The 18149-nt window shown below is 64.1% G+C and carries 17 protein-coding genes and 1 pseudogene; 10 read left to right on the top strand and 8 right to left on the bottom strand.

Annotation, left to right across the window (positions count from 1 at the left end; genetic code table 11):
- The first annotated feature begins 17 nt into the window (after positions 1 to 17).
- Genes ACVW1C_RS03975 through ACVW1C_RS03960 form a run of 4 tightly spaced genes read left to right on the top strand, consistent with a single transcriptional unit; the run spans position 18 to position 3023 of the window.
- Positions 18 to 707 carry a Fe2+-dependent dioxygenase gene (locus ACVW1C_RS03975; RefSeq protein ID WP_456757268.1) on the top strand — a complete coding sequence of 230 codons (690 nt, stop codon included), beginning with the start codon at positions 18 to 20 and terminating at the stop codon, positions 705 to 707.
- 3 nt (positions 708 to 710) lie between these two features.
- Positions 711 to 1748 carry a tonB-system energizer ExbB gene (gene exbB / locus ACVW1C_RS03970; protein ID WP_456757267.1) on the top strand — a complete coding sequence of 346 codons (1038 nt, stop codon included), beginning with the start codon at positions 711 to 713 and terminating at the stop codon, positions 1746 to 1748.
- 3 nt (positions 1749 to 1751) lie between these two features.
- Entirely contained in the window at positions 1752 to 2216 is a 465-nt protein-coding gene (gene exbD, locus ACVW1C_RS03965) for a TonB system transport protein ExbD (RefSeq protein WP_456757266.1), read from the top strand.
- A gap of 12 nt (positions 2217 to 2228) precedes the next feature.
- Positions 2229 to 3023 (top strand): energy transducer TonB family protein, encoded by a 795-nt coding sequence (locus tag ACVW1C_RS03960; RefSeq protein ID WP_456757265.1) that lies wholly within the window; start codon positions 2229 to 2231, stop codon positions 3021 to 3023.
- A gap of 122 nt (positions 3024 to 3145) precedes the next feature.
- Here ACVW1C_RS03960 and ACVW1C_RS03955 read toward each other — a convergent pair whose 3' ends face one another.
- The 4 genes and pseudogenes from ACVW1C_RS03955 to ACVW1C_RS03940 all read right to left on the bottom strand — a co-directional run bounded on the left by ACVW1C_RS03955 (position 3146) and on the right by ACVW1C_RS03940 (position 6758).
- The gene (locus ACVW1C_RS03955) at positions 3146 to 4381 is read right to left on the bottom strand and encodes an ABC transporter substrate-binding protein (RefSeq protein WP_456757264.1); all 1236 of its coding nucleotides are present in this window, start codon (positions 4379 to 4381) and stop codon (positions 3146 to 3148) included.
- A gap of 196 nt (positions 4382 to 4577) precedes the next feature.
- Positions 4578 to 4988: a hypothetical protein gene (locus ACVW1C_RS03950; protein WP_456762990.1), complete on the bottom strand. Its 411-nt coding sequence runs from the start codon at positions 4986 to 4988 to the stop codon at positions 4578 to 4580.
- A gap of 101 nt (positions 4989 to 5089) precedes the next feature.
- Positions 5090 to 5770, bottom strand: a complete 681-nt coding sequence (locus tag ACVW1C_RS03945) for a site-2 protease family protein (protein WP_456757263.1) — start codon at positions 5768 to 5770, stop codon at positions 5090 to 5092.
- Between the two features lie 84 nt (positions 5771 to 5854).
- A pseudogene (locus ACVW1C_RS03940) lies at positions 5855 to 6758 on the bottom strand (DMT family transporter).
- A 94-nt stretch (positions 6759 to 6852) separates the two neighbouring features.
- Here ACVW1C_RS03940 and ACVW1C_RS03935 point away from each other — a divergent pair.
- A complete protein-coding gene (locus tag ACVW1C_RS03935; RefSeq protein WP_456757262.1) occupies positions 6853 to 7725 on the top strand; it encodes a LysR substrate-binding domain-containing protein in 873 nt (290 codons plus the stop codon).
- Here ACVW1C_RS03935 and ACVW1C_RS03930 read toward each other — a convergent pair.
- From ACVW1C_RS03930 to gntR, 4 genes are all read right to left on the bottom strand, one after another.
- Entirely contained in the window at positions 7722 to 8468 is a 747-nt protein-coding gene (locus ACVW1C_RS03930) for an SDR family NAD(P)-dependent oxidoreductase (protein WP_456757261.1), read from the bottom strand. The two genes, ACVW1C_RS03935 and ACVW1C_RS03930, sit on opposite strands and share 4 nt — an antisense overlap.
- 24 nt (positions 8469 to 8492) lie before the next feature.
- Positions 8493 to 9224, bottom strand: coding sequence for an SDR family oxidoreductase (locus tag ACVW1C_RS03925; protein ID WP_456757260.1), 732 nt, complete (start codon positions 9222 to 9224; stop codon positions 8493 to 8495).
- Between the two features lie 129 nt (positions 9225 to 9353).
- Complete coding sequence (locus ACVW1C_RS03920) at positions 9354 to 11192, bottom strand: IlvD/Edd family dehydratase (protein ID WP_456757259.1); 1839 nt, start codon at positions 11190 to 11192, stop codon at positions 9354 to 9356.
- A gap of 204 nt (positions 11193 to 11396) precedes the next feature.
- Positions 11397 to 12425 carry an HTH-type transcriptional regulator GntR gene (gene gntR, locus ACVW1C_RS03915; RefSeq protein WP_207837352.1) on the bottom strand — a complete coding sequence of 343 codons (1029 nt, stop codon included), beginning with the start codon at positions 12423 to 12425 and terminating at the stop codon, positions 11397 to 11399.
- Positions 12426 to 12631: 206 nt separating this feature from the next.
- On the opposite strand from gntR, the gene ACVW1C_RS03910 reads away from it, so the two are divergent.
- From ACVW1C_RS03910 to denD, 5 genes are all read left to right on the top strand, one after another.
- Positions 12632 to 13699: an ABC transporter ATP-binding protein gene (locus ACVW1C_RS03910; RefSeq protein WP_456757258.1), complete on the top strand. Its 1068-nt coding sequence runs from the start codon at positions 12632 to 12634 to the stop codon at positions 13697 to 13699.
- A gap of 78 nt (positions 13700 to 13777) precedes the next feature.
- On the top strand, positions 13778 to 15097 hold the full coding sequence (locus ACVW1C_RS03905) for an ABC transporter substrate-binding protein (RefSeq protein ID WP_456757257.1): 1320 nt from the start codon (positions 13778 to 13780) through the stop codon (positions 15095 to 15097).
- A gap of 109 nt (positions 15098 to 15206) precedes the next feature.
- Positions 15207 to 16166 carry a carbohydrate ABC transporter permease gene (locus tag ACVW1C_RS03900; RefSeq protein ID WP_176531930.1) on the top strand — a complete coding sequence of 320 codons (960 nt, stop codon included), beginning with the start codon at positions 15207 to 15209 and terminating at the stop codon, positions 16164 to 16166.
- Positions 16159 to 17085, top strand: a complete 927-nt coding sequence (locus ACVW1C_RS03895) for a carbohydrate ABC transporter permease (RefSeq protein WP_456757256.1) — start codon at positions 16159 to 16161, stop codon at positions 17083 to 17085. The genes ACVW1C_RS03900 and ACVW1C_RS03895 overlap by 8 nt, the downstream gene beginning before the upstream one ends.
- A 52-nt stretch (positions 17086 to 17137) precedes the next feature.
- Positions 17138 to 18124 carry a D-erythronate dehydrogenase gene (gene denD / locus ACVW1C_RS03890; RefSeq protein WP_456757255.1) on the top strand — a complete coding sequence of 329 codons (987 nt, stop codon included), beginning with the start codon at positions 17138 to 17140 and terminating at the stop codon, positions 18122 to 18124.
- The last annotated feature ends 25 nt before the right edge of the window (positions 18125 to 18149 follow it).

The following is an 18149-nucleotide window of genomic DNA, read 5'->3' as shown; positions in this document are numbered from 1 at the left end:
AGGCTTCGCGACACAAGATGCTGGTCTGTATTCCCAACGTATTGAGCAAGGCTGATGTGGCGGACTTCCGCCGCATCATGGACGCCAGCGAATGGGAAGACGGCCGCTCGACCGCGGGGGCTGCTTCAGCGATGGTCAAGCGCAACGAGCAGCTGCCGCCCGACAGCGAGGTCGCGCGGCAGCTCGGCAACCGGATCCTGTCGGCGTTGTCGGCAAGCCCGCGCTTCATCTCGGCGGCGATCCCGCTCAGAATCTTTCCACCCTTGTTCAACCGCTACGCCGCAAGCGACGGGCACCATTTCGGCCTGCATGTCGATAATGCGGTGCGGGGCGACAAACTGACGGGTTTGCGGATCCGCACCGACCTCTCGGTCACGTTGTTTTTATCGGAGCCGGAGGAGTACGATGGCGGCGAACTCGTCATCGAAGACCTCTATGGATCGCATGAAATCAAGCTGCCGGCAGGCGATCTCGTACTTTATCCTGCATCCAGCTTGCATCTGGTCACGCCGGTCACGCGGGGGACCCGGGTAGCGTCTTTTTTCTGGCTGCAGAGCATGGTACGGGATGCCCACGCGCGCAGCCTGATCTTTGATCTCGATACTGCGATCCAGGCTCTGGTGGAGCGGCTGGGCCGCGATGACCCTGAAACGGTCAAATTGACCGGGATTTATCACAACCTGATCCGCCACTGGGCTGAAGTGTAACTGATGATGACATTCAAGTTCCCCGCTGCGTCCGCCCTGATCGCCTCGCTGGCGATGCTGATGCTGGCTGCGCCGTCTTCGGCGCAGCAGCAAACGGCGCCTGCCGCGCAGCCCGCGCCCGTAACCCGGGCCCAGTCCGCACCCGTGGCCCAGCCGCCGGCTGCCGCTCCTGCTGCGACTGCCCAGACCGCGCCGGTGGCCCAGCCGTCGCCAGCAGCGGCGCAGGCCCAGACCGCGCCGGCACCTGTCGCTCCGGCACTGACGGCGCTCGATGCGTCGCCGGCCGCGCCCGCGAACGGCGACGGCAAGGTGCTGAAGTCGACCAGCACCGGCCTGCACGAATTGTCGCCGTGGAACATGTTCCTGAACGCCGACATCATCGTGAAGGCGGTGATGCTCGGTCTCGCCTTCGCCTCGCTGGTGACCTGGACCGTGTTCATCGCCAAGATGGTCGAGCTGACCGTGGCGCAGAGCAAGCTGCGCGGCGCGCTCGCCAGGATCGCTGAATCGCGGTCGCTGGCGGAAGCGCAGTTCGCACTCGGCGCCAAGGGCAGCGTGCTGTCCTCCTTCATTGCGGCCGCGATGCGCGAGGGACGACTGTCGGCGGGCATCTCCAGCGATGCCGGCATCAAGGAGCGCGCCGCGTCCAGCTTTGCCGAGATCGTGCGCGCCGAAGCCCGCAAGATCCGCGTCGGCATGGGCCTGCTCGCGAGCATCGGCGCGACGTCGCCCTTCGTCGGCCTGTTTGGCACCGTCTGGGGCATCATGAACAGCTTCATCGGCATTTCGAAGTCGCAGACGACGAACCTTGCCGTGGTGGCGCCGGGCATCGCGGAAGCGCTGCTCGCAACCGCGATCGGCCTCGTCGCGGCGATCCCCGCGGTCATCATCTACAACCATTTCTCGCGCGTCACGAAGGTCTATCTCGAACTGGTCAACCGGGCCTCGGGCGCTGCGGGACGGCTCCTGTCGCGCGATCTCGATCGGACCCATGGCGACGTTCCGCACACCGCGCATCCGCGGGCCACGGCGGCGGAGTAGGCGATGGCAGTCTCGATCTCCGAGAACGATGGCGACGAGGATTTCGCGGAATCCCACGAGATCAACGTCACGCCGTTCATCGACGTGATGCTGGTGCTGCTGATCATCTTCATGGTGGCGGCGCCGCTCTCGACCGTCGATTTGCCGATCGATCTGCCGACCTCCAGCGCGACGCCGCAGAAGAAGCCGGACAAGCCGACCTATGTCAGCATCAAGCCCGACCTGACGCTGGCAATCGGCGAGAACGCGGTGAAGCGGGCCGACCTGGTCAACTCGCTCGATGCTGTGCCTGACATGAGCCGGGACAAATACGTGTTCCTGCGGGCCGATCGCATGGTGCCCTATGGCGAACTGATGGGCGTGATGGAACTCTTGCGCGCCGGCGGCTACACGCATGTCAAGCTGGTTGCGCTCGAGGGCCTGCCTGGAGCGCCCGCGGCGGCGCAGGCCGATCCGGCCAAACCCTGACGGCGAACAGCGATGTCCACCAACCCTGACCTTGACCTGCGGACGTCGAAGCGGCTCTGGATGATCGCCGCGGTGACGGCGGTCGGGCTGCATCTGGGCGGCGCGGCGCTGGCGCTGACGAATTTGCGCGGCGACGACGGTGACGAGGGGCTCGGTGCCGCCGGTGCAGAATACGCTGTCGAGCTCGCCTCTCCTGACGTGCCCGATGATGCTGCACCGCCCGGCGCGCCGGCCGACGAACAGCAGGCCGTGCAGGAGATGGCGCAGCAGAAGGCGGAGGTGAAGGACACCGACCTGCCACAGGCCAAGCCGATGGAGGCCGACGACCCCGATCGCATCGTGACGGAGGACACCGCCAAGAAGCAGAAGGAGGACGAGGCCAAGGTCGCCAAGGTCGAGACCAACGCGCAGGAAGCGCAGCAGGCTTCAGAAGCGGCGGCGCCAACCAAGCTGGAGGACGCGCGTCAGTCGGAGACCACGAAAGCGCCCAATCCCGGGATCGGCAAGGACAAGCTCGCGCTGACGGCCAAATGGGGCAAGAAGATCAGCGCCTATCTCGACCTGCACAAGAAATTCCCGCAGAACGGCAAAGCCAAGGAGGGCAAGGTGAAGCTTGCCCTGGTGCTCAATCGTCTCGGCAAGGTCTTGTCCGTTGCCGTGATGGAAACGTCGGGAGACGCCGCGTTCGACGACGCCGCGATCTCGATGGTCCATCGTTCCGATCCGGTGCCGGCGCCGCCGGCCGGACTGACCGAGGACCAGTTCTCCTTCACTCTGCCCGTCACATTCAACAAGCCGAAGTCGTAGCGAGCCGAGCCGGCGTCATCCCGGCGCGCGACGAAGTCGCGAGCCCGGAATCAATTTTGCTGTCGAATGTGCTGCCAGCCGATTCCGGGCGCTCGTGTCGCGAGGCCCGGAATGACGGCGGCTCAGCTCTTCTTCACCAGCGGGCAGGCGCTCTTCTCGAGCGGCAGGAAGGCTTCATCCGCGGGGATGGTCGCCACCAGCTTGTAGTAGTCCCACGGATACTTTGACTCCGACGGCTTCTTCACCTCGAACAGATAGGCGGGGTGGATCTTGCGGCCATCGATCCGGATGGCCCCTTTGCCGAACAGCGGATCGTCGGTCGGCAGCTCCTTCATCTTGGCGACGACGGCGCGGCCGTCATGCGGATTGCCGCCGAGCGCTTCCAATGCCTTGAAGTAATGGATCAGCGAGGAATAGACGCCGGCCTGTACCATGGTCGGTGGGTTCTTCTTGAAGCGCTCCATGAAGCGCTTGGTGAAGGCGCGGGTTTGATCGTTCATGTCCCAGTAGAATGTCTCGGTGAAGTTCAGGCCCTGCGCGACGTTGAGGCCGAGCGCGTTGATGTCGGTAATGAACAGCAGCATGCCCGCAAGCCTCTGGCCGCCCGAGACGATACCGAATTCGGCGGCCTGCTTGATTGCGTTGGTGGTGTCGCCGCCGGCATTGGCAAGACCGACGATCTTGGCTTTCGAGCTTTGCGCCTGCAGCAGGAAGGACGAGAAGTCCGCATTGTTGAGCGGGTGCTTGACGCTGCCGAGCACCTTGCCGCCATTCGCGGTGACGACCGCTGAGGTGTCTCGCTCGAGCGCCTGACCGAACGCATAGTCCGCGGTGAGGAAGAACCAGCTGTCGCCGCCGGATTTCACCAGCGCCTTGCCGGTGCCATTGGCGAGCATGTAGGTGTCGTAGACCCAGTGCACCGTGTTCGGTGAGCACTGCGCGCCCGTGAGGTCGGACGAGGCGGAGCCCGAGTTGAGGTTGACGACGTTCTTCTCCTTGGCGAGGTTGGCGATCGCGAGCCCGACATTGGAGGCCGCCAGATCGACGAACACGTCGACCTTCTCGACATCGATCCACTGCTTGCCGATGTTGACCGCGACGTCGGGCTTGTTCTGGTGATCGGCCGAGATCAGGTCGATCTTCCAGCCCTTCGCCAGCAGCCCGGAATCCTGGATCGCCATCTGCGCCGCCACCGTCGAGCCGGGACCGCCGATGTCCTGATAGAGACCGGACTGATCGCCGAGGGCGCCGACCTTGGCGACCTTGTCCATCGTCTGCGCCGACGCGCTGCCGGCGAACACGAGGCTCGTGGTCATCACCAGGGCTGTCTTGACCGAGGCTGCAATGGAACGCTTCATCTTCCCTCCAGTATGATTTTTGTTCTTGAGTTCCTCATTATGCCCGGCATCGGGCGCATCGCCTAGGGCACAGGTCCGATCGATCCCGCGCGATATTCCATGCTGCGGCGATTGAGCGGCCATTGACGCGCGACGGGACGCCGCAGCGTCCGCGTGTCGATGATGAGAGCGGGAATCGCTTGCAGCGCGGACCGCGCTATCTCCAATAGTAGCGGATCGCGACGTAGACCACGACGAGGCAGGCGAAGATCAGCGCCACCGGCATCGGACGCTTGGCGTTGGGGGCAGAGGTGGCCGTCTTCTTGGTGGCGGGCAGGCGGCGGAATGCGGTGACGTTGCCGGTGTCGGCGGCCGGTTCGCGCGAGCGTGCCGGAACCTCGGGTGCTTTGCCGGCGCCGCCCATCTCCGCGTAGTAGGTGCGATACATCTCCTGGATCGTCGCCTCGCTGGCCTCGACCTCGCTCATCTGGTCCAGCAGCTTCTTGTAGATGGCCAGGAAATTCTGCGCCTCGGGCGGCAAAGCGGAGGCGCCGTTCAGCTTGGCCATCATCTTCCAGGTCGCAAAGTCAGCCCGCGCGCGGGTGTCGGCGCGTCGTGCAATCAGCATATCGGCAGCTTTGATCACCATGGCCTCGAAGCGCTCCCATCCCTGAGCATGATCCGGAAAGTGGCATCGATTTCCGGTCAGATTATGCGCCAGATCAAAGGCTATGTGTTTCCGGTAATGAGGAGAAGGGCGTTGATTACATAGCCGGTCAGAGTTCGCAGTATCGTTGAAATAACATCAAGATTTAGGCCGATCTGCCTGCCGAACACGGGCAGCAGGATCAACAGCCCGATCAGGATCAGCATGCCGTAGGGCTCCAGCCGGGCGAGCGGGACCGCCAGCGGCCGAGGCAGCAGCCCGACCGCGACCCGGCCGCCATCCAGCGGCGGGATTGGCATCATGTTGAAGATCGCAAGCACGATGTTGATCAGGAAGGCGTTTTTCAGATTATCCGCGGCCCATTTTGCCGCATCTGCGGGAAACAATGGCAGCGCGTGGAATGCCAGCGCCGCCGCGGTCGCCAGGATGATGTTGGTGACCGGGCCGGCCAGCGCCACCCACACCATGTCGAGCTTGGGATGGTTGAGCTTGCGGAAGTTCACCGGCACCGGCTTGGCGTAGCCGAACAGGAACGGCGAATGCGCGAACAGCAGCACCGCGGGCAGGATCAGCGTGCCGAACGGATCGATATGCTTCAGCGGATTGAAGCTGACGCGGCCGAGCTTCCAGGCGGTGTCGTCGCCGAGCCTGTGCGCGACGAAGCCGTGCGCCGCCTCGTGGAACGTGATGGCGATCACCAGCGGCAGCACCCAGACGGAGACGTCGTAGAGGGAAATGTTCAATGGCGTGCCGCCTCGGGTTCGCTTGGACCGGACCCTCAGGCTAGCACGGATTCGCTGGCGGCTTTGGGGGGCTGTGACCGCGGGTCAGTGTGTATCCGGCGCGACCACGCGTGCCTGTTGCGGCTGGGTGGTCGCGATCCAGATCCCGGCGAACACCGTGACGATGCCGGCCATCAGATTCCAGCTCAGCGGCTCGCCGAGCAGGGCCGCGCCGACCAGCGAGGCGGCGATCGGATTGACAGTGACGGAGATCGCCACCCGGGTCGGCGTGGTCCGCTCCAGCGCGAAGGCCCAGAGATAGAAGGTGAGCGCTGCGCCGAACGCGCCGAGATAGGTCGCGCCGAACCATTGCGGCGCGCCAAAATCCGCGACCGGCGCGAAACTGCCGCGCAGCAGCGAGGCGGTGATGAGAGCTGCGGCCCCGGCGGCCATGGCGAGGGTGGTGAAGGGGATCGGACCGGAACGGCGGGATATAGGGCTTCGACCAGATGCTGTAGAGCGCCATGCACAGCGCGGCGGCGACCATCAGCAGATCGCCGCGCCAGGCGCCCGGCGGGGCCGTGGCGAGGCCGGAGAGCAGCACCATCAAGACGCCCAGGATGGTGACCAGCACGCCGGTGGTTTTTCGCGCGGTGAGCGGCTCGGCACCGAGCGCCGCGCCGACCAGCATGGTCAGCAGCGGCAGCGTCGAGAGCGCGAGCGCGCCGCGCGCGGCGGTGGTGAAAATCAGCGAGGCGTTGAACAGGACCGGAAACGCCGCAAAGAACAAGAAGCCGAGGCCGGCGACACCAAGCCAGTCGCGCCGCGGCGGCCAGCTTCCACGTTGCAACAGCGCCAGCGGCAGCAGCAGCAGGACGCCGATGCCGAAGCGGAAGGCGCCGATCGCCAGTGGGTCTATGGCGCCGACCAGAAACCGCGTCGCCCCGATCGAGATTCCGCCGAGCGCGCTCGACGCGACCGCGGCCAACACCCCCCAGATATCGCCCATCCCGCTTCGCCCCCTCTGTTTTGCTTGCGCAATCTAGGGAAGGGTCGATAATCAGTGAATGGAATAAATTTGATCGACTAAATCACGGATTGTTATGAGCGCGCCAATCCTGGACCCGGATCTCCTGCAGGCCTTTGTCGCGGTGGCGGATCACCGCTCCTTCACCCGTGCCGCCGCAGCGCTGAATCGAACCCAATCCGCCGTCAGCATGCAGGTGAAGCGGCTGGAGGAGCGGCTGCGGGCCGAGCTGTTTCACCGCAGCACGTCCAGCGTCGATCTGAGCGCGGCCGGCGAGGGGCTGCTCGGTTACGCCCGCCGCATTCTGAGCCTCAATGCGGAGGCGGTCGGCCGGGTGCGCGCGCACGGCACCGGCGGGCGGGTGCGCCTTGGCGTCATGGACGATTACGGCACGCTGATCGTCCCGCCGCTGCTCAAGGAGTTCATCGCAAACTACCCGCTGATCCATGTCGAGATGGAGACCGGGCTGACATCGTCGATGACCGACCGGCTCGGCGAAGCCTATGACCTCGTGATCGCGATGCACCCCGAGGGGCGCGGCGAGGGTGAGTTGCTGCGCACCGAGCAGGCGGTTTGGGCCGCCAGCGCCACGCATCGCGTGGAAGAGCTCGATCCGCTGCCGGTTGCGCTTTATCCGCAGGGCTGCCTGTTCCGGAGCTGGGCGATGCAGGCGCTGGACAAAGCGAGCCGGCCGTGGCGGCTCGCTTTTGTCAGCCACAGCCTGTCCGCGGTCGAGGCGATCGCGGCGCAGGGCCTTGCGGTGACGGTCGTGAAGTCGGGGACCTTTCCGCCGGCGCTGCGGCGCCTGACAGCGCGCGACGGCATGCCGCGGCTGCCGCGGGCGGAGATCCGTCTGCACCGCGCGCAAAATCTCTCGCGCGCAGCGTCACTGCTTTCAGATCATCTCGTCGCGGCACTTCGACAGCCCGCGAGGCGTGGTGCTGCCTAGTACGTCGCCCGGCCGCCGGAGATGTCGAACACGGCGCCGGTCGAGAACGCGCAATCCTCCGAGGCCAGCCACGCCACCATCGAAGCGAGTTCCTCGACTTGGACGAACCGGGCTTTTGGAATCTTCGACAGCATGAAGTCGATGTGCGCTTGCGTCATCTGGTCGAAGATCGCGGTCTTCGCCGCGGCCGGCGTCACCGCGTTGACCAGGATGTCGTGCTGCGCGAGCTCCTTGCCGAGCGATTTGGTGAGCGCGATCAGGCCGGCCTTCGACGACGAATAATGCGCGGCGTTCGGGTTGCCTTCCTTGCCGGCGATCGAGGCGATGTTGACGATGCGGCCGTATTTCTGGCCGATCATGGTCGGCACGATCGCTTTGCAGCAGATGAAGGGAGCCTCGAGATTGATGCGCATCACCCTGCGCCAATCGTCAAGATCGGTTTCCCATACCGGCTTGTTGGCTCCGGTGATGCCGGCGTTGTTGACGAGAATGTCGATCTTGCCGAACGCCCGCAGCGTCTGATCGCATGCGGCGTCGACCGCGGCGGGAGCGGTGACATCAGTCTTGATTGCGATCACGCTCTCGCCGATCGCCCTGGCGGTCTTCTCTGCCAGCGGCTGGTCGAAATCCCAGATCGCGACCTTGGCGCCGGATGCGACGAAGCGCTCGGTGATGGCGCGGCCGAACCCTTGCGCGCCGCCGGTGACGATGGCGCAGCGGCCGTTGAGATCGATCTTGTTCATGCCAAATGCCTTTGATCGGGAAAGTCAGAGCATGAAGCCGCCGTCGACGACCATATCGACGCCGGTGGTGAAGGCGGCTTCGTCGCTTGCAAGATAGACCGCCATGGCCGCGATCTCCTCGGCGGTGCCGAGCCGGCCCATCTTCTGGCGCGCGACGAACTTCTCCCGTCCGTCCGGGCCCGCGGCAGCTGCGCGCTCCAGCATCGAGGGCGTCTCAACGGTGCCGGGGCAGATCGCGTTGCAGCGGATGCCTTGGGTGATGAAGTCCAGCGCGACCGCGCGCGTCAGCAGCGAGACCGCCGCCTTCGACGCGCTGTAGACATAACGGTTGGCCGGCGGCCGCAACGCCGCGCAGGACGAAATGTTGACGATGCTGCCGCCGCCGCCTTCCAGCATCGCCGGCAGAAACGCCTTGATGGTCCGGTGCATGGACTTGACGTTGAGATCGAACGAGAAGTCGAAGTCTTCGTCGGAGCACTCCAGGATGGTGCCGTGGTGCACGAAGCCCGCTGCATTGAGCAGGATGTCGATCTTTCCGACGCGCTTGGCGAAGCCGTTGACCTCGGCGGTGTTGCGAACGTCGAGCCGTGCGGTCTCGGTGACGCCGTCCTTGCCCAGGTCGGCGATTCCGCTCTCGTTGACGTCGGTGGCGATTACGGTCGCGCCTTCACGCGCGAATGCGATCGCGCATGCGCGCCCGATGCCCGCCGCCGCGGCGGTGACAACGGCACGCTTGCCTTTCAGTCTGTCTGACATGGAAGTCTCCTCGAAGTCCTGACTGGATTTGCTGCCGCCGTCATTGCGAGGAGCGAAGCGACGAAGCAATCCAAACTTCCGCGATGGAGAGGTGGATTGCTTCGCTGCGCTCGCAATGACGATGCGGAGCTAGTGATTATCGCGCGCCACGCCGACCTTGCCGACGATGTCGTGGTAGCGCGTCGCGAGCTCGAGGCAGGCGCCGGTCGCGTGCTGACCGACGGTTTGCCGGTAGAGCTCCTGCCATGGCGTCTGGTTGGCCGGGTGCGGGAAGCCGCCCTTGGCCTTCAGCTCGGCGCGGCGGGTGCGCAGCTCATCCTCCGAGATCATGATGTTGGCGCTGCCCTTGTTGAGGTCGATGCGCACCTTGTCGCCGGTCTTGAGGATCGCGAGCCCGCCATCGGCGGCGGCCTCCGGCGAGGCGTTGAGGATCGACGGCGAGCCCGAAGTGCCGGACTGCCGGCCATCGCCGATGCAGGGCAGGGACAGGATGCCGCGTTTGATCAGCGCCGCCGGCGGCTGCATGTTCACGACCTCGGCGCCGCCGGGATAGCCGATCGGGCCGGTGCCGCGAACGAACAGTACGCAGTGCTCGTCGATGTCGAGCGCGGGATCCTCGATCCGCGCGTGATAGTCCTCCGGGCCCTCGAACACGATGGCGCGGCCCTCGAAGGCGTTGAGGTCCTTCGGGTTGGACAGATAGCGGTCGCGGAATTCCTTCGAGATCACGCTGGTCTTCATGATCGCGGAATCAAAGAGATTGCCGCGCAAGACCAGGAAGCCGGCGTCCTTCACCAGCGGCTTGTCGTAGCCCCAGATCACATCGCCGTCGGGCTTCGGCGCTTCCTTGCAATTCTCGCCCATGGTGCGGCCGTTGACGGTGAGGGCGCCTTCATGGATGCGCTTGTGCTTGATCAGCTCGCGCACCACCGAGGGCACGCCGCCGGCACGGTGATATTCCTCGCCGAGATAGAAGCCGGCCGGCTGCATGTTCACCAGCAGCGGCACGTCATGGCCGTATTTCTGCCAGTCGTCGATCGACAGCTCGACGCCGACATGGCGCGCCAGCGCATTGATGTGGATCGGCGCATTGGTCGAGCCGCCGATCGCGGAGTTGACGACGATGCAGTTCTCGAACGCCTCGCGGGTCAGGAAGTCCGACGGCTTCAAATCTTCCCAGACCATGTCGACGATGCGTTTTCCGGTCTCGTAGGCGATCTGGCCGCGCTCGCGATAGGGCGCCGGAATTGCCGCGCAGCCCGGCAGCGAGAAGCCGAGCGCCTCCGCGAGCGAGTTCATCGTCGAGGCGGTGCCCATGGTGTTGCAATGGCCGACCGACGGCGCCGAAGAAGCCACGATCTCGATGAACTGCTCATAGTCGATCTCGCCGGCGGCGAGGCGCTCGCGCGCTTTCCACACCACCGTGCCGGAGCCGGTGCGCTGTCCTTCGTGCCAGCCGTTCAGCATCGGGCCGCCCGACAGCACGATCGCCGGCAGGTTGACGGTCGCAGCCGCCATCATGCAGGCCGGGGTGGTCTTGTCGCAGCCGGTGGTCAGCACCACGCCATCAAGCGGATAGCCGAACAGGATCTCGACCAGGCCGAGATAGGCGAGGTTGCGGTCGAGCGCCGCGGTCGGGCGCTTGCCGGTCTCCTGGATCGGATGGGTCGGAAACTCCATGGCGATGCCGCCGGCGGCGCGGATGCCCTCGCGGACGCGGTGCGCAAGCTCGAGGTGATGCCGGTTGCAGGGCGACAGGTCGTTGCCGGTCTGGGCGATGCCGATGATCGGCTTGCCGGACTGCAATTCCTCGCGGGTCAGGCCGTAGTTCAGGTAGCGCTCAAGATAGAGCGCGGTCATGCCCGGATTGTGTGGGTTGTCGAACCATTCCTGAGAGCGGAGCCTGCGGCCCTTGCCCGTCTTGGTCTCGCCCGCGGCGCTATGCCCGTTGGTGGGGGGTTTTGTCATTGGTTTCTCCCGCAATGCAAACTCTGGCCCATTCAAGGGCTCTGGTTCAACGTTGTTCTACCTTGCGCAAATCGTCGCGTATTACAAACCTCGACGATCACGCACAGGTGTTTCACTGGATGGATTGGACCTTAGTTCAAGGCACTTGGTTGCGCTATCATTTTGTCATCTTTTGCGTTGTGACGGGCTGGTGTCGGGCGGATCTCAGCTGCGCCGCGCCGAGCTCTGCCGTTCCATGACACTGAAGCCGAGATCGACGATGGGCTCGGCGGGTCGGCGTCCTTCGAGCGTCTCGATCACCATCATGGCAGCGTTTCTGCCCATTTCGTAGCGATTGGTGCGCACGCTGCTTAACGTCGGCTCGCTCGACGCCATGAATTCGAGATCGTTGAAGCCGACGATCGCCATCTGCTGCGGCACCGCCATGTGACGGCGCTTGCATTCGAACAGCGCGCCGAGCGCCAGGTCGTCATTGACGCAGAACACCGCGTCGATGTCGGGCGTCTTGGCGAGCAGGTCGGCAAACAGCGTCCCACCCAATGTCACCGAGGTTGGAATCGCCGTCGTGACAATGAGCTGCGGATCGAACAGCCCGGCCTCGGTCATCGCGGCGCGATAGCCGTCAAGCCGCCGCTGCACTCGCGGATCCATTCGCGCGCCGAGGAAGCCGATCCGCCGGTTGCCCTGCGCGAGCAGGTGGGCGATTGCGGCTTTTGCCGCGTCAAAATGCGAGAATCCGATCATCATGTCGATCGGGGAGGGCCCGACTTCCATGATTTGCACGATCGGGCAATCGACCGTTTCCATGATGCGGCGGGAATCGGCGGTCTGGTTGATGCCGGTGATGATCAGCCCGGCCGGCTTCTGTGCCAGAAAAAGACGCAGCAGGCGCTCTTCCTGCAGGATGCTGTAGCGGGTGTTGGCGAGCTGAATGCTGTAGCGGCTGCCGTCGAGCGCGTCATAAATGCCGCGCAGCACGTCGGCGAACACGTTGTTGGTCAGCGACGGGATCAGCACACCGATCACCTCGGTGCGCTGCGACGCAAGCGCGCGTGCCGCGAGATTGGGCACGTAACCGAGTTCTTTTGCCGCACTTTCGACCCGGGCGCGCTTGCCGGCCGAGAGTGCATCCGGATTCCTGAAGAAACGCGAGGCCGTAATCGGACTGACGCCGGCAAGCTTCGCGACTTCGGCGAGCCGGATCTTGCCTGGCGTCATCTGTTTTCGGGCCATTTGCCGCTCATATCACGACGTTCGTCGCAGACAAACCGATATTGACAGCGCTACCAAGCGATTGCTAATCGAACGATTGCCAAAACCGGATAAACTGCGGACAATAACGCAAGTCCAACAGAGCCGCGCACCCAGCGTGGCCGGAACAAAACAGAGCGGTGGCGGCACTCGTCGTACGCCGTCGGGAACTTGAGGGAGGGAAGTGGATGTCGTCGGTCCAGATTCGCGACGTGCGGAAGTCGTTCGGCAATTTTGAGGTCCTGCACGGCGTGTCGATCCCGATCGAGGACGGCGAGTTCGTCGTTCTGGTCGGCCCATCCGGCTGCGGCAAGTCGACCCTGCTGCGCATGCTGGCCGGACTCGAGAACATCACCTCCGGAACGATTTCGATCGGCGACCGCGTCGTCAACAATGTCCAGCCCAAAGAGCGCGACATTGCAATGGTGTTCCAGAACTACGCGCTCTACCCGCACATGACGGTCGCCGACAATATGGGCTTCTCGCTGAAGCTGCGCGGCGCCAAGCCCGAGGAGATCTCGAGCGGGGTCAAGCGCGCCGCGGAAATCCTCGCGCTGACGCCGCTGCTCGACCGCTATCCCCGTCAACTCTCGGGCGGCCAGCGCCAGCGCGTCGCAATGGGCCGCGCCATCGTGCGCGATCCGCAGGTGTTCCTGTTCGACGAGCCGCTGTCGAACCTCGACGCCAAGCTGCGCGTCGCCATGCGCACCGAGATCAAGGAACTGCACCAGCGGCTGAAGACCACGACCGTCTACGTCACCCACGACCAGATCGAGGCCATGACCATGGCCGACAAGATCGTGGTGATGCATGACGGCATCGTCGAGCAGATGGGCTCGCCGCTCGAACTCTACGACGCGCCGGCGAACCAGTTCGTGGCCGGTTTCATCGGTTCGCCCGCGATGAATTTCCTCAAGGGCAATGTGAAGGTGAACGGTGCCGCCTATTTCGAGGGACCGAACGGCGTCAAGCTGCCGCTGAAATCGGCGCCGGCCAATTCCGACGGCAAGCCCGCGGTCTACGGCGTGCGGCCCGAGCATTTCACCATCGCCGATGACGGCGCCGAGGCCGAGATCGTGGTGGTCGAGCCGACCGGCTCGGAGACCCAGGTGTTTGCCAAGCTCGGTGGCGAGCAGGTCGTCGCCGTCTTCCGCGAACGCCATCAGTTCAACCCGGGCGACAAGGTTCGGCTCAAGCCGGATCCGGCGCTGGTCCACCTGTTCGACGATTCGACGGGGAAACGACTGAACAGCTGACGGACCGATCGATCTGAATGGCCGACCAACAGGCCAGATCAAAAACAACAAAAACACAGTCATTTGGGAGGAAGGACGATGCACGATTTTACCCGCCGCTCGCTACTTCAGGGCGGCACCGCGCTGGCCGCAACCGGGATGCTGACAGGGCCGGCGCTGTTTGACTTCGCCAAGGCCTGGGCGCAGAGCGCGCCCTGGAAGGCGGAGCCCGGCGCCAAGCTGACCGTGATGCGCTGGAAGCGCTTCGTGCCGGCCGAAGACGACGCATTCAACGCCATGGTCGCCGCCTTCAAGTCGGCAACCGGCACCGAGATGAACGTGTTCAGCGAGTCCTTCGAGGACGTGCAGCCGAAGGCCTCGGTTGCCGCCAACACCGGCTCGGGCCTCGACCTTGCCTGGGGCCTGCACACGCTGCCGCAGCTGTTCCCGACCAAGGTCCTCAAGATGAACGACGTTGCCGATTATCTCGGCAAGAAGTACGGCGGCTGGACCGATGCTGCGGCCAAGACTTGCAAGCAGGGCAATGACTGGCTTGGCATTCCCGTGGCCACCATTGGCGGCTATCTGACCTATCGCAAATCGGCGGTCGAGAAGGCGGGCTTCAAGCAGGTGCCCTCCGATTTCCCGGCCTATCTCGAGCTGTGCAGGGCGCTGAAGAAGAACAACACCCCGGCTGGCTTCGCGCTCGGCCACGCCACCGGCGACGCCAATGCCTGGGTGCACAACATCCTCTGGGGCTTCAACGGCTGGACCGTCGACAAGGACGACAAGGTCATCATCAATTCGCCGGAGACGATGAAGGCGCTGGAATATGCCAAGGCGCTGTCGGAGACCTTCATTCCCGGTGTCGCATCCTGGAACGACTCCTCCAACAACAAGGCGTTCCTGTCCGGCGAATTGTACCTGACCTCGAACGGCATCTCGATCTACGTCGCGGCCAAGGACGACCCGAGCAAGAAGGAGCTCGCCGAAGACATCGACCACGCGCTGTGGCCGGTCGGTCCGATCGGCAAGCCGACCGAGCTGCAGCTTGCGGTTCCGATCCTCGCCTTCAACTTCTGCAAATATCCGAATGCGGCGAAGGCGTTCATCGCCTTCATGCTGGAGAAGGAGAATTTCGAGAAGTGGCTGTCGGGCGCGCGGGGCTATCTCACCCACACGCTCAACGCCTACGACACCGCGCCGGTCTGGACGGCCGACCCGAAGAATGCGGTGTTCGGTCAGGCCTCGAAGCGCGCGCTGCCGGCCTCCGGCATAGGCACGCCCGGCGAGAAGGCGGCGACCGCGATTGCCGACTTCATCGTGGTCGATATGTTCGCGAACTACTGCACCGGCGCCAAGGACGGCAAGACCGCGATGGCGGAAGCCGAGCGGCAGCTGAAGCGCATTTATCGCTGATGTGATGGCCGCGGGCGGCGGAGGACCGCCGCTCGCGCCGTCATTGGAATGCCATCACTGGAATATTGCGTAGCCATGCTCAATCATTTGAGCAATCGGGACATCGCCTATGGCCGACATCGCCCTTGCGCCGCGACGCGCGAAGACCGAAATTCGCGAAGCGACCACCTGGGATCAGCTGCGCCACAACAAGAACTGGCTCGGCTTCTGGTTCATGGTGCCGGCGATGGCATTCCTGATCTTCTTCCTGGCCTATCCGCTGGGCCTCGGGATCTGGCTGTCCTTCACCGACACCCGCATCGGCCGCGTCGGTCATTTCATCGGCACCGAGAACTATGAGTGGCTGTGGGATGATTCCATCTTCTGGCTGTCGGTGTTCAACACGCTGCTCTACACCTCCGTCGCGAGCGCGGTGAAATTCGCGGTCGGGCTCTATCTCGCGCTGCTGCTCAACGAGCGCATGCCGTTCAAGGCGCTGCTGCGTGCCGCCGTGCTGATCCCGTTCATCGTGCCGACCGTGCTGTCGGCGCTGGCATTCTGGTGGATCTTCGATTCGCAGTTCTCGATCATCTCCTGGTCGCTGAAGCATCTTGGCCTGATCACCCAGAACATCAATTTCCTCGGCGACACCACCTGGGCCCGCATCTGCGTGATCTTCGCCAATATCTGGCGCGGCGTGCCGTTCGTCGCGATCACGCTGCTGGCAGGCCTGCAAACCGTGCAGCCTTCGCTCTACGAGGCGGCGACCCTCGACGGCGCCTCGCGCTGGCAGATGTTCCGCTTCATCACCTATCCCTTGCTGACGCCGATCATTGCGGTCGTGATGACATTCTCGGTGCTGTTCACCTTCACCGACTTCCAGCTGATCTGGGCGATGACTCGCGGCGGCCCGGTCAACGCGACCCATCTGATGGCGACGCTGTCCTACCAGCGCGCGATCATCGCCGGACAATTGGGCGAGGGGGCCGCGATCTCGAGTGCGATGATCCCGTTCCTGCTCGCCGCGATCATGGTGTCCTGGTTCGGGTTGCAACGCCGCAAGTGGCAGCAGGGAGAGAGCAATGACTGACCTGCCCACCAGATCCATCGATCTCAAGGCCGTACTGTCGGGCTCAACGCCAACGGCCGATCACAGCGAGGGCATGAGCTATTTGCAGTCGGTGCCGCGGCGGATCGTGACGCTCTACATTCCGCTGTCGATCATCGTCATCATCCTGCTGTTCCCGTTCTATTGGATGGGGTTGACCGCGATCAAGCCGGACGACCAACTGCTCGACCTCGACAAGTACAATCCGTTCTGGACCTGGAATCCGACCTTCAAGCACATCCACAAGCTGCTGTTCGAGAGCTACTATCCGCACTGGCTCTGGAACACGATGTATGTGGCTGTTGGTGCCACCGTGCTGTCGATCATCGCGAGCGTGCTCGCGGCCTATGCGATCGTGCGGCTGCGCTACAAGGGCGCCAACGTCGTCGGCGGCCTGATCTTCCTGGCCTATCTGGTGCCGCCGTCGATCCTGTTCATTCCGCTCGCCACCGTCGTGTTCCAGTACGGCCTGTTCGACTCGCCGATGGCGCTGATCCTGACCTATCCGACGATCCTGATCCCGTTCTCGACCTGGCTTCTGATGGGCTATTTCAAGACCATCCCGTTCGAGCTCGAGGAGTGCGCGCTGATCGACGGTGCCAGTCGCTGGCAGATCCTGATCAAGATCGTGCTGCCGCTCGCCATTCCCGGCCTGATCTCGGCCTTCATCTTCTGCTTCACGCTGTGCTGGAACGAGTTCATCTACGCGCTGACGTTCCTGCAATCGACCCCGAACAAGACCGTGCCGGTCGCCATCGTCAACGAATTCGTTGATGGCGACATCTATCGCTGGGGTTCACTGATGGCAGGGGCGCTATGCGGCTCGCTGCCGCTGGTTATTCTTTACGCCTTCTTCGTTGAGCATTATGTCTCGGCGATGACGGGTGCCGTGAAGGAATAAGCGCGCAAGGCCCGCAGCTGAATTCGAAGAAGAGAAGAAAAGGAGCAGGGTCGTGCACATTCTGATTCTGGGCGCCGCCGGCATGGTCGGCCGCAAGCTGACCGAGCGTTTGCTGCGCGAGGGCCGCCTCGGCAAGCAGGACATCAGCAGGATGACCTTGCAGGACGTGGTCGCGCCGGCCAAGCCTGCAAACGCCTCGATTCCGGTCAATGTCGTCGCTTCCGATTTCGCCGATGCCGGCGCCGCCGCGCCCCTGATCGCTGAGCGCCCGGACGTGATCTTCCATCTCGCCGCGATCGTCTCGGGCGAGGCGGAGGCCGAGTTCGACAAGGGCTACCGGATCAATCTCGACGGCACCCGCTATCTGATCGACGCGATCCGCGCCGTCGGCAGCGGCTACAAGCCGCGGCTGGTGTTCACCTCCTCGATCGCGGTGTTCGGCGCGCCATTCCCGGAGAAGATTGGCGACGAATTCTTCCATACGCCGCTGACGAGCTACGGCACGCAGAAGTCGATCTGCGAGCTGCTGATCAACGACTACACCCGCAAGGGACTGCTCGACGGGATATCGATCCGCCTGCCGACCATCTGCGTGCGCCCGGGCAAGCCGAACAAGGCGGCGTCCGGCTTCTTCTCCAACATCATCCGCGAGCCGCTGGCGGGAGAGGAGGCGGTGCTGCCGGTGTCCGAGGACGTGCGGCACTGGCACGCCTCGCCGAAATCGGCGGTCGGCTTCCTGGTCCATGCCGGCACCATGGATCTCAACGCGATCGGACCGCGGCGCAATCTCAGCATGCCCGGGATGTCCGTCACCGTCGGTGAGCAGATTGCAGCGCTGGAGCGTGTTGCCGGCAAGAATGTCACCGCGCGGATCAAGCGGGTGCCCGATCCGACCATCATCGGCATCGTCTCGGGCTGGCCGCGCGATTTCGTCACGGATCGCGCGCTGAAACTCGGCTTCACCACCGCCGAGAAGACGTTCGACGACATTATCCGCATCCACATCGAGGACGAACTGGGCGGGAAGTTCGCCGCCTAGCTCCGCTCAGGCACGCGGGTCTTGG

The organism is Bradyrhizobium sp. USDA 4011 (assembly GCF_054063415.1).
The sequence above is the reverse complement of the archived record's forward strand: the minus strand, read 5'-3'. Positions and strand labels throughout refer to the sequence as shown.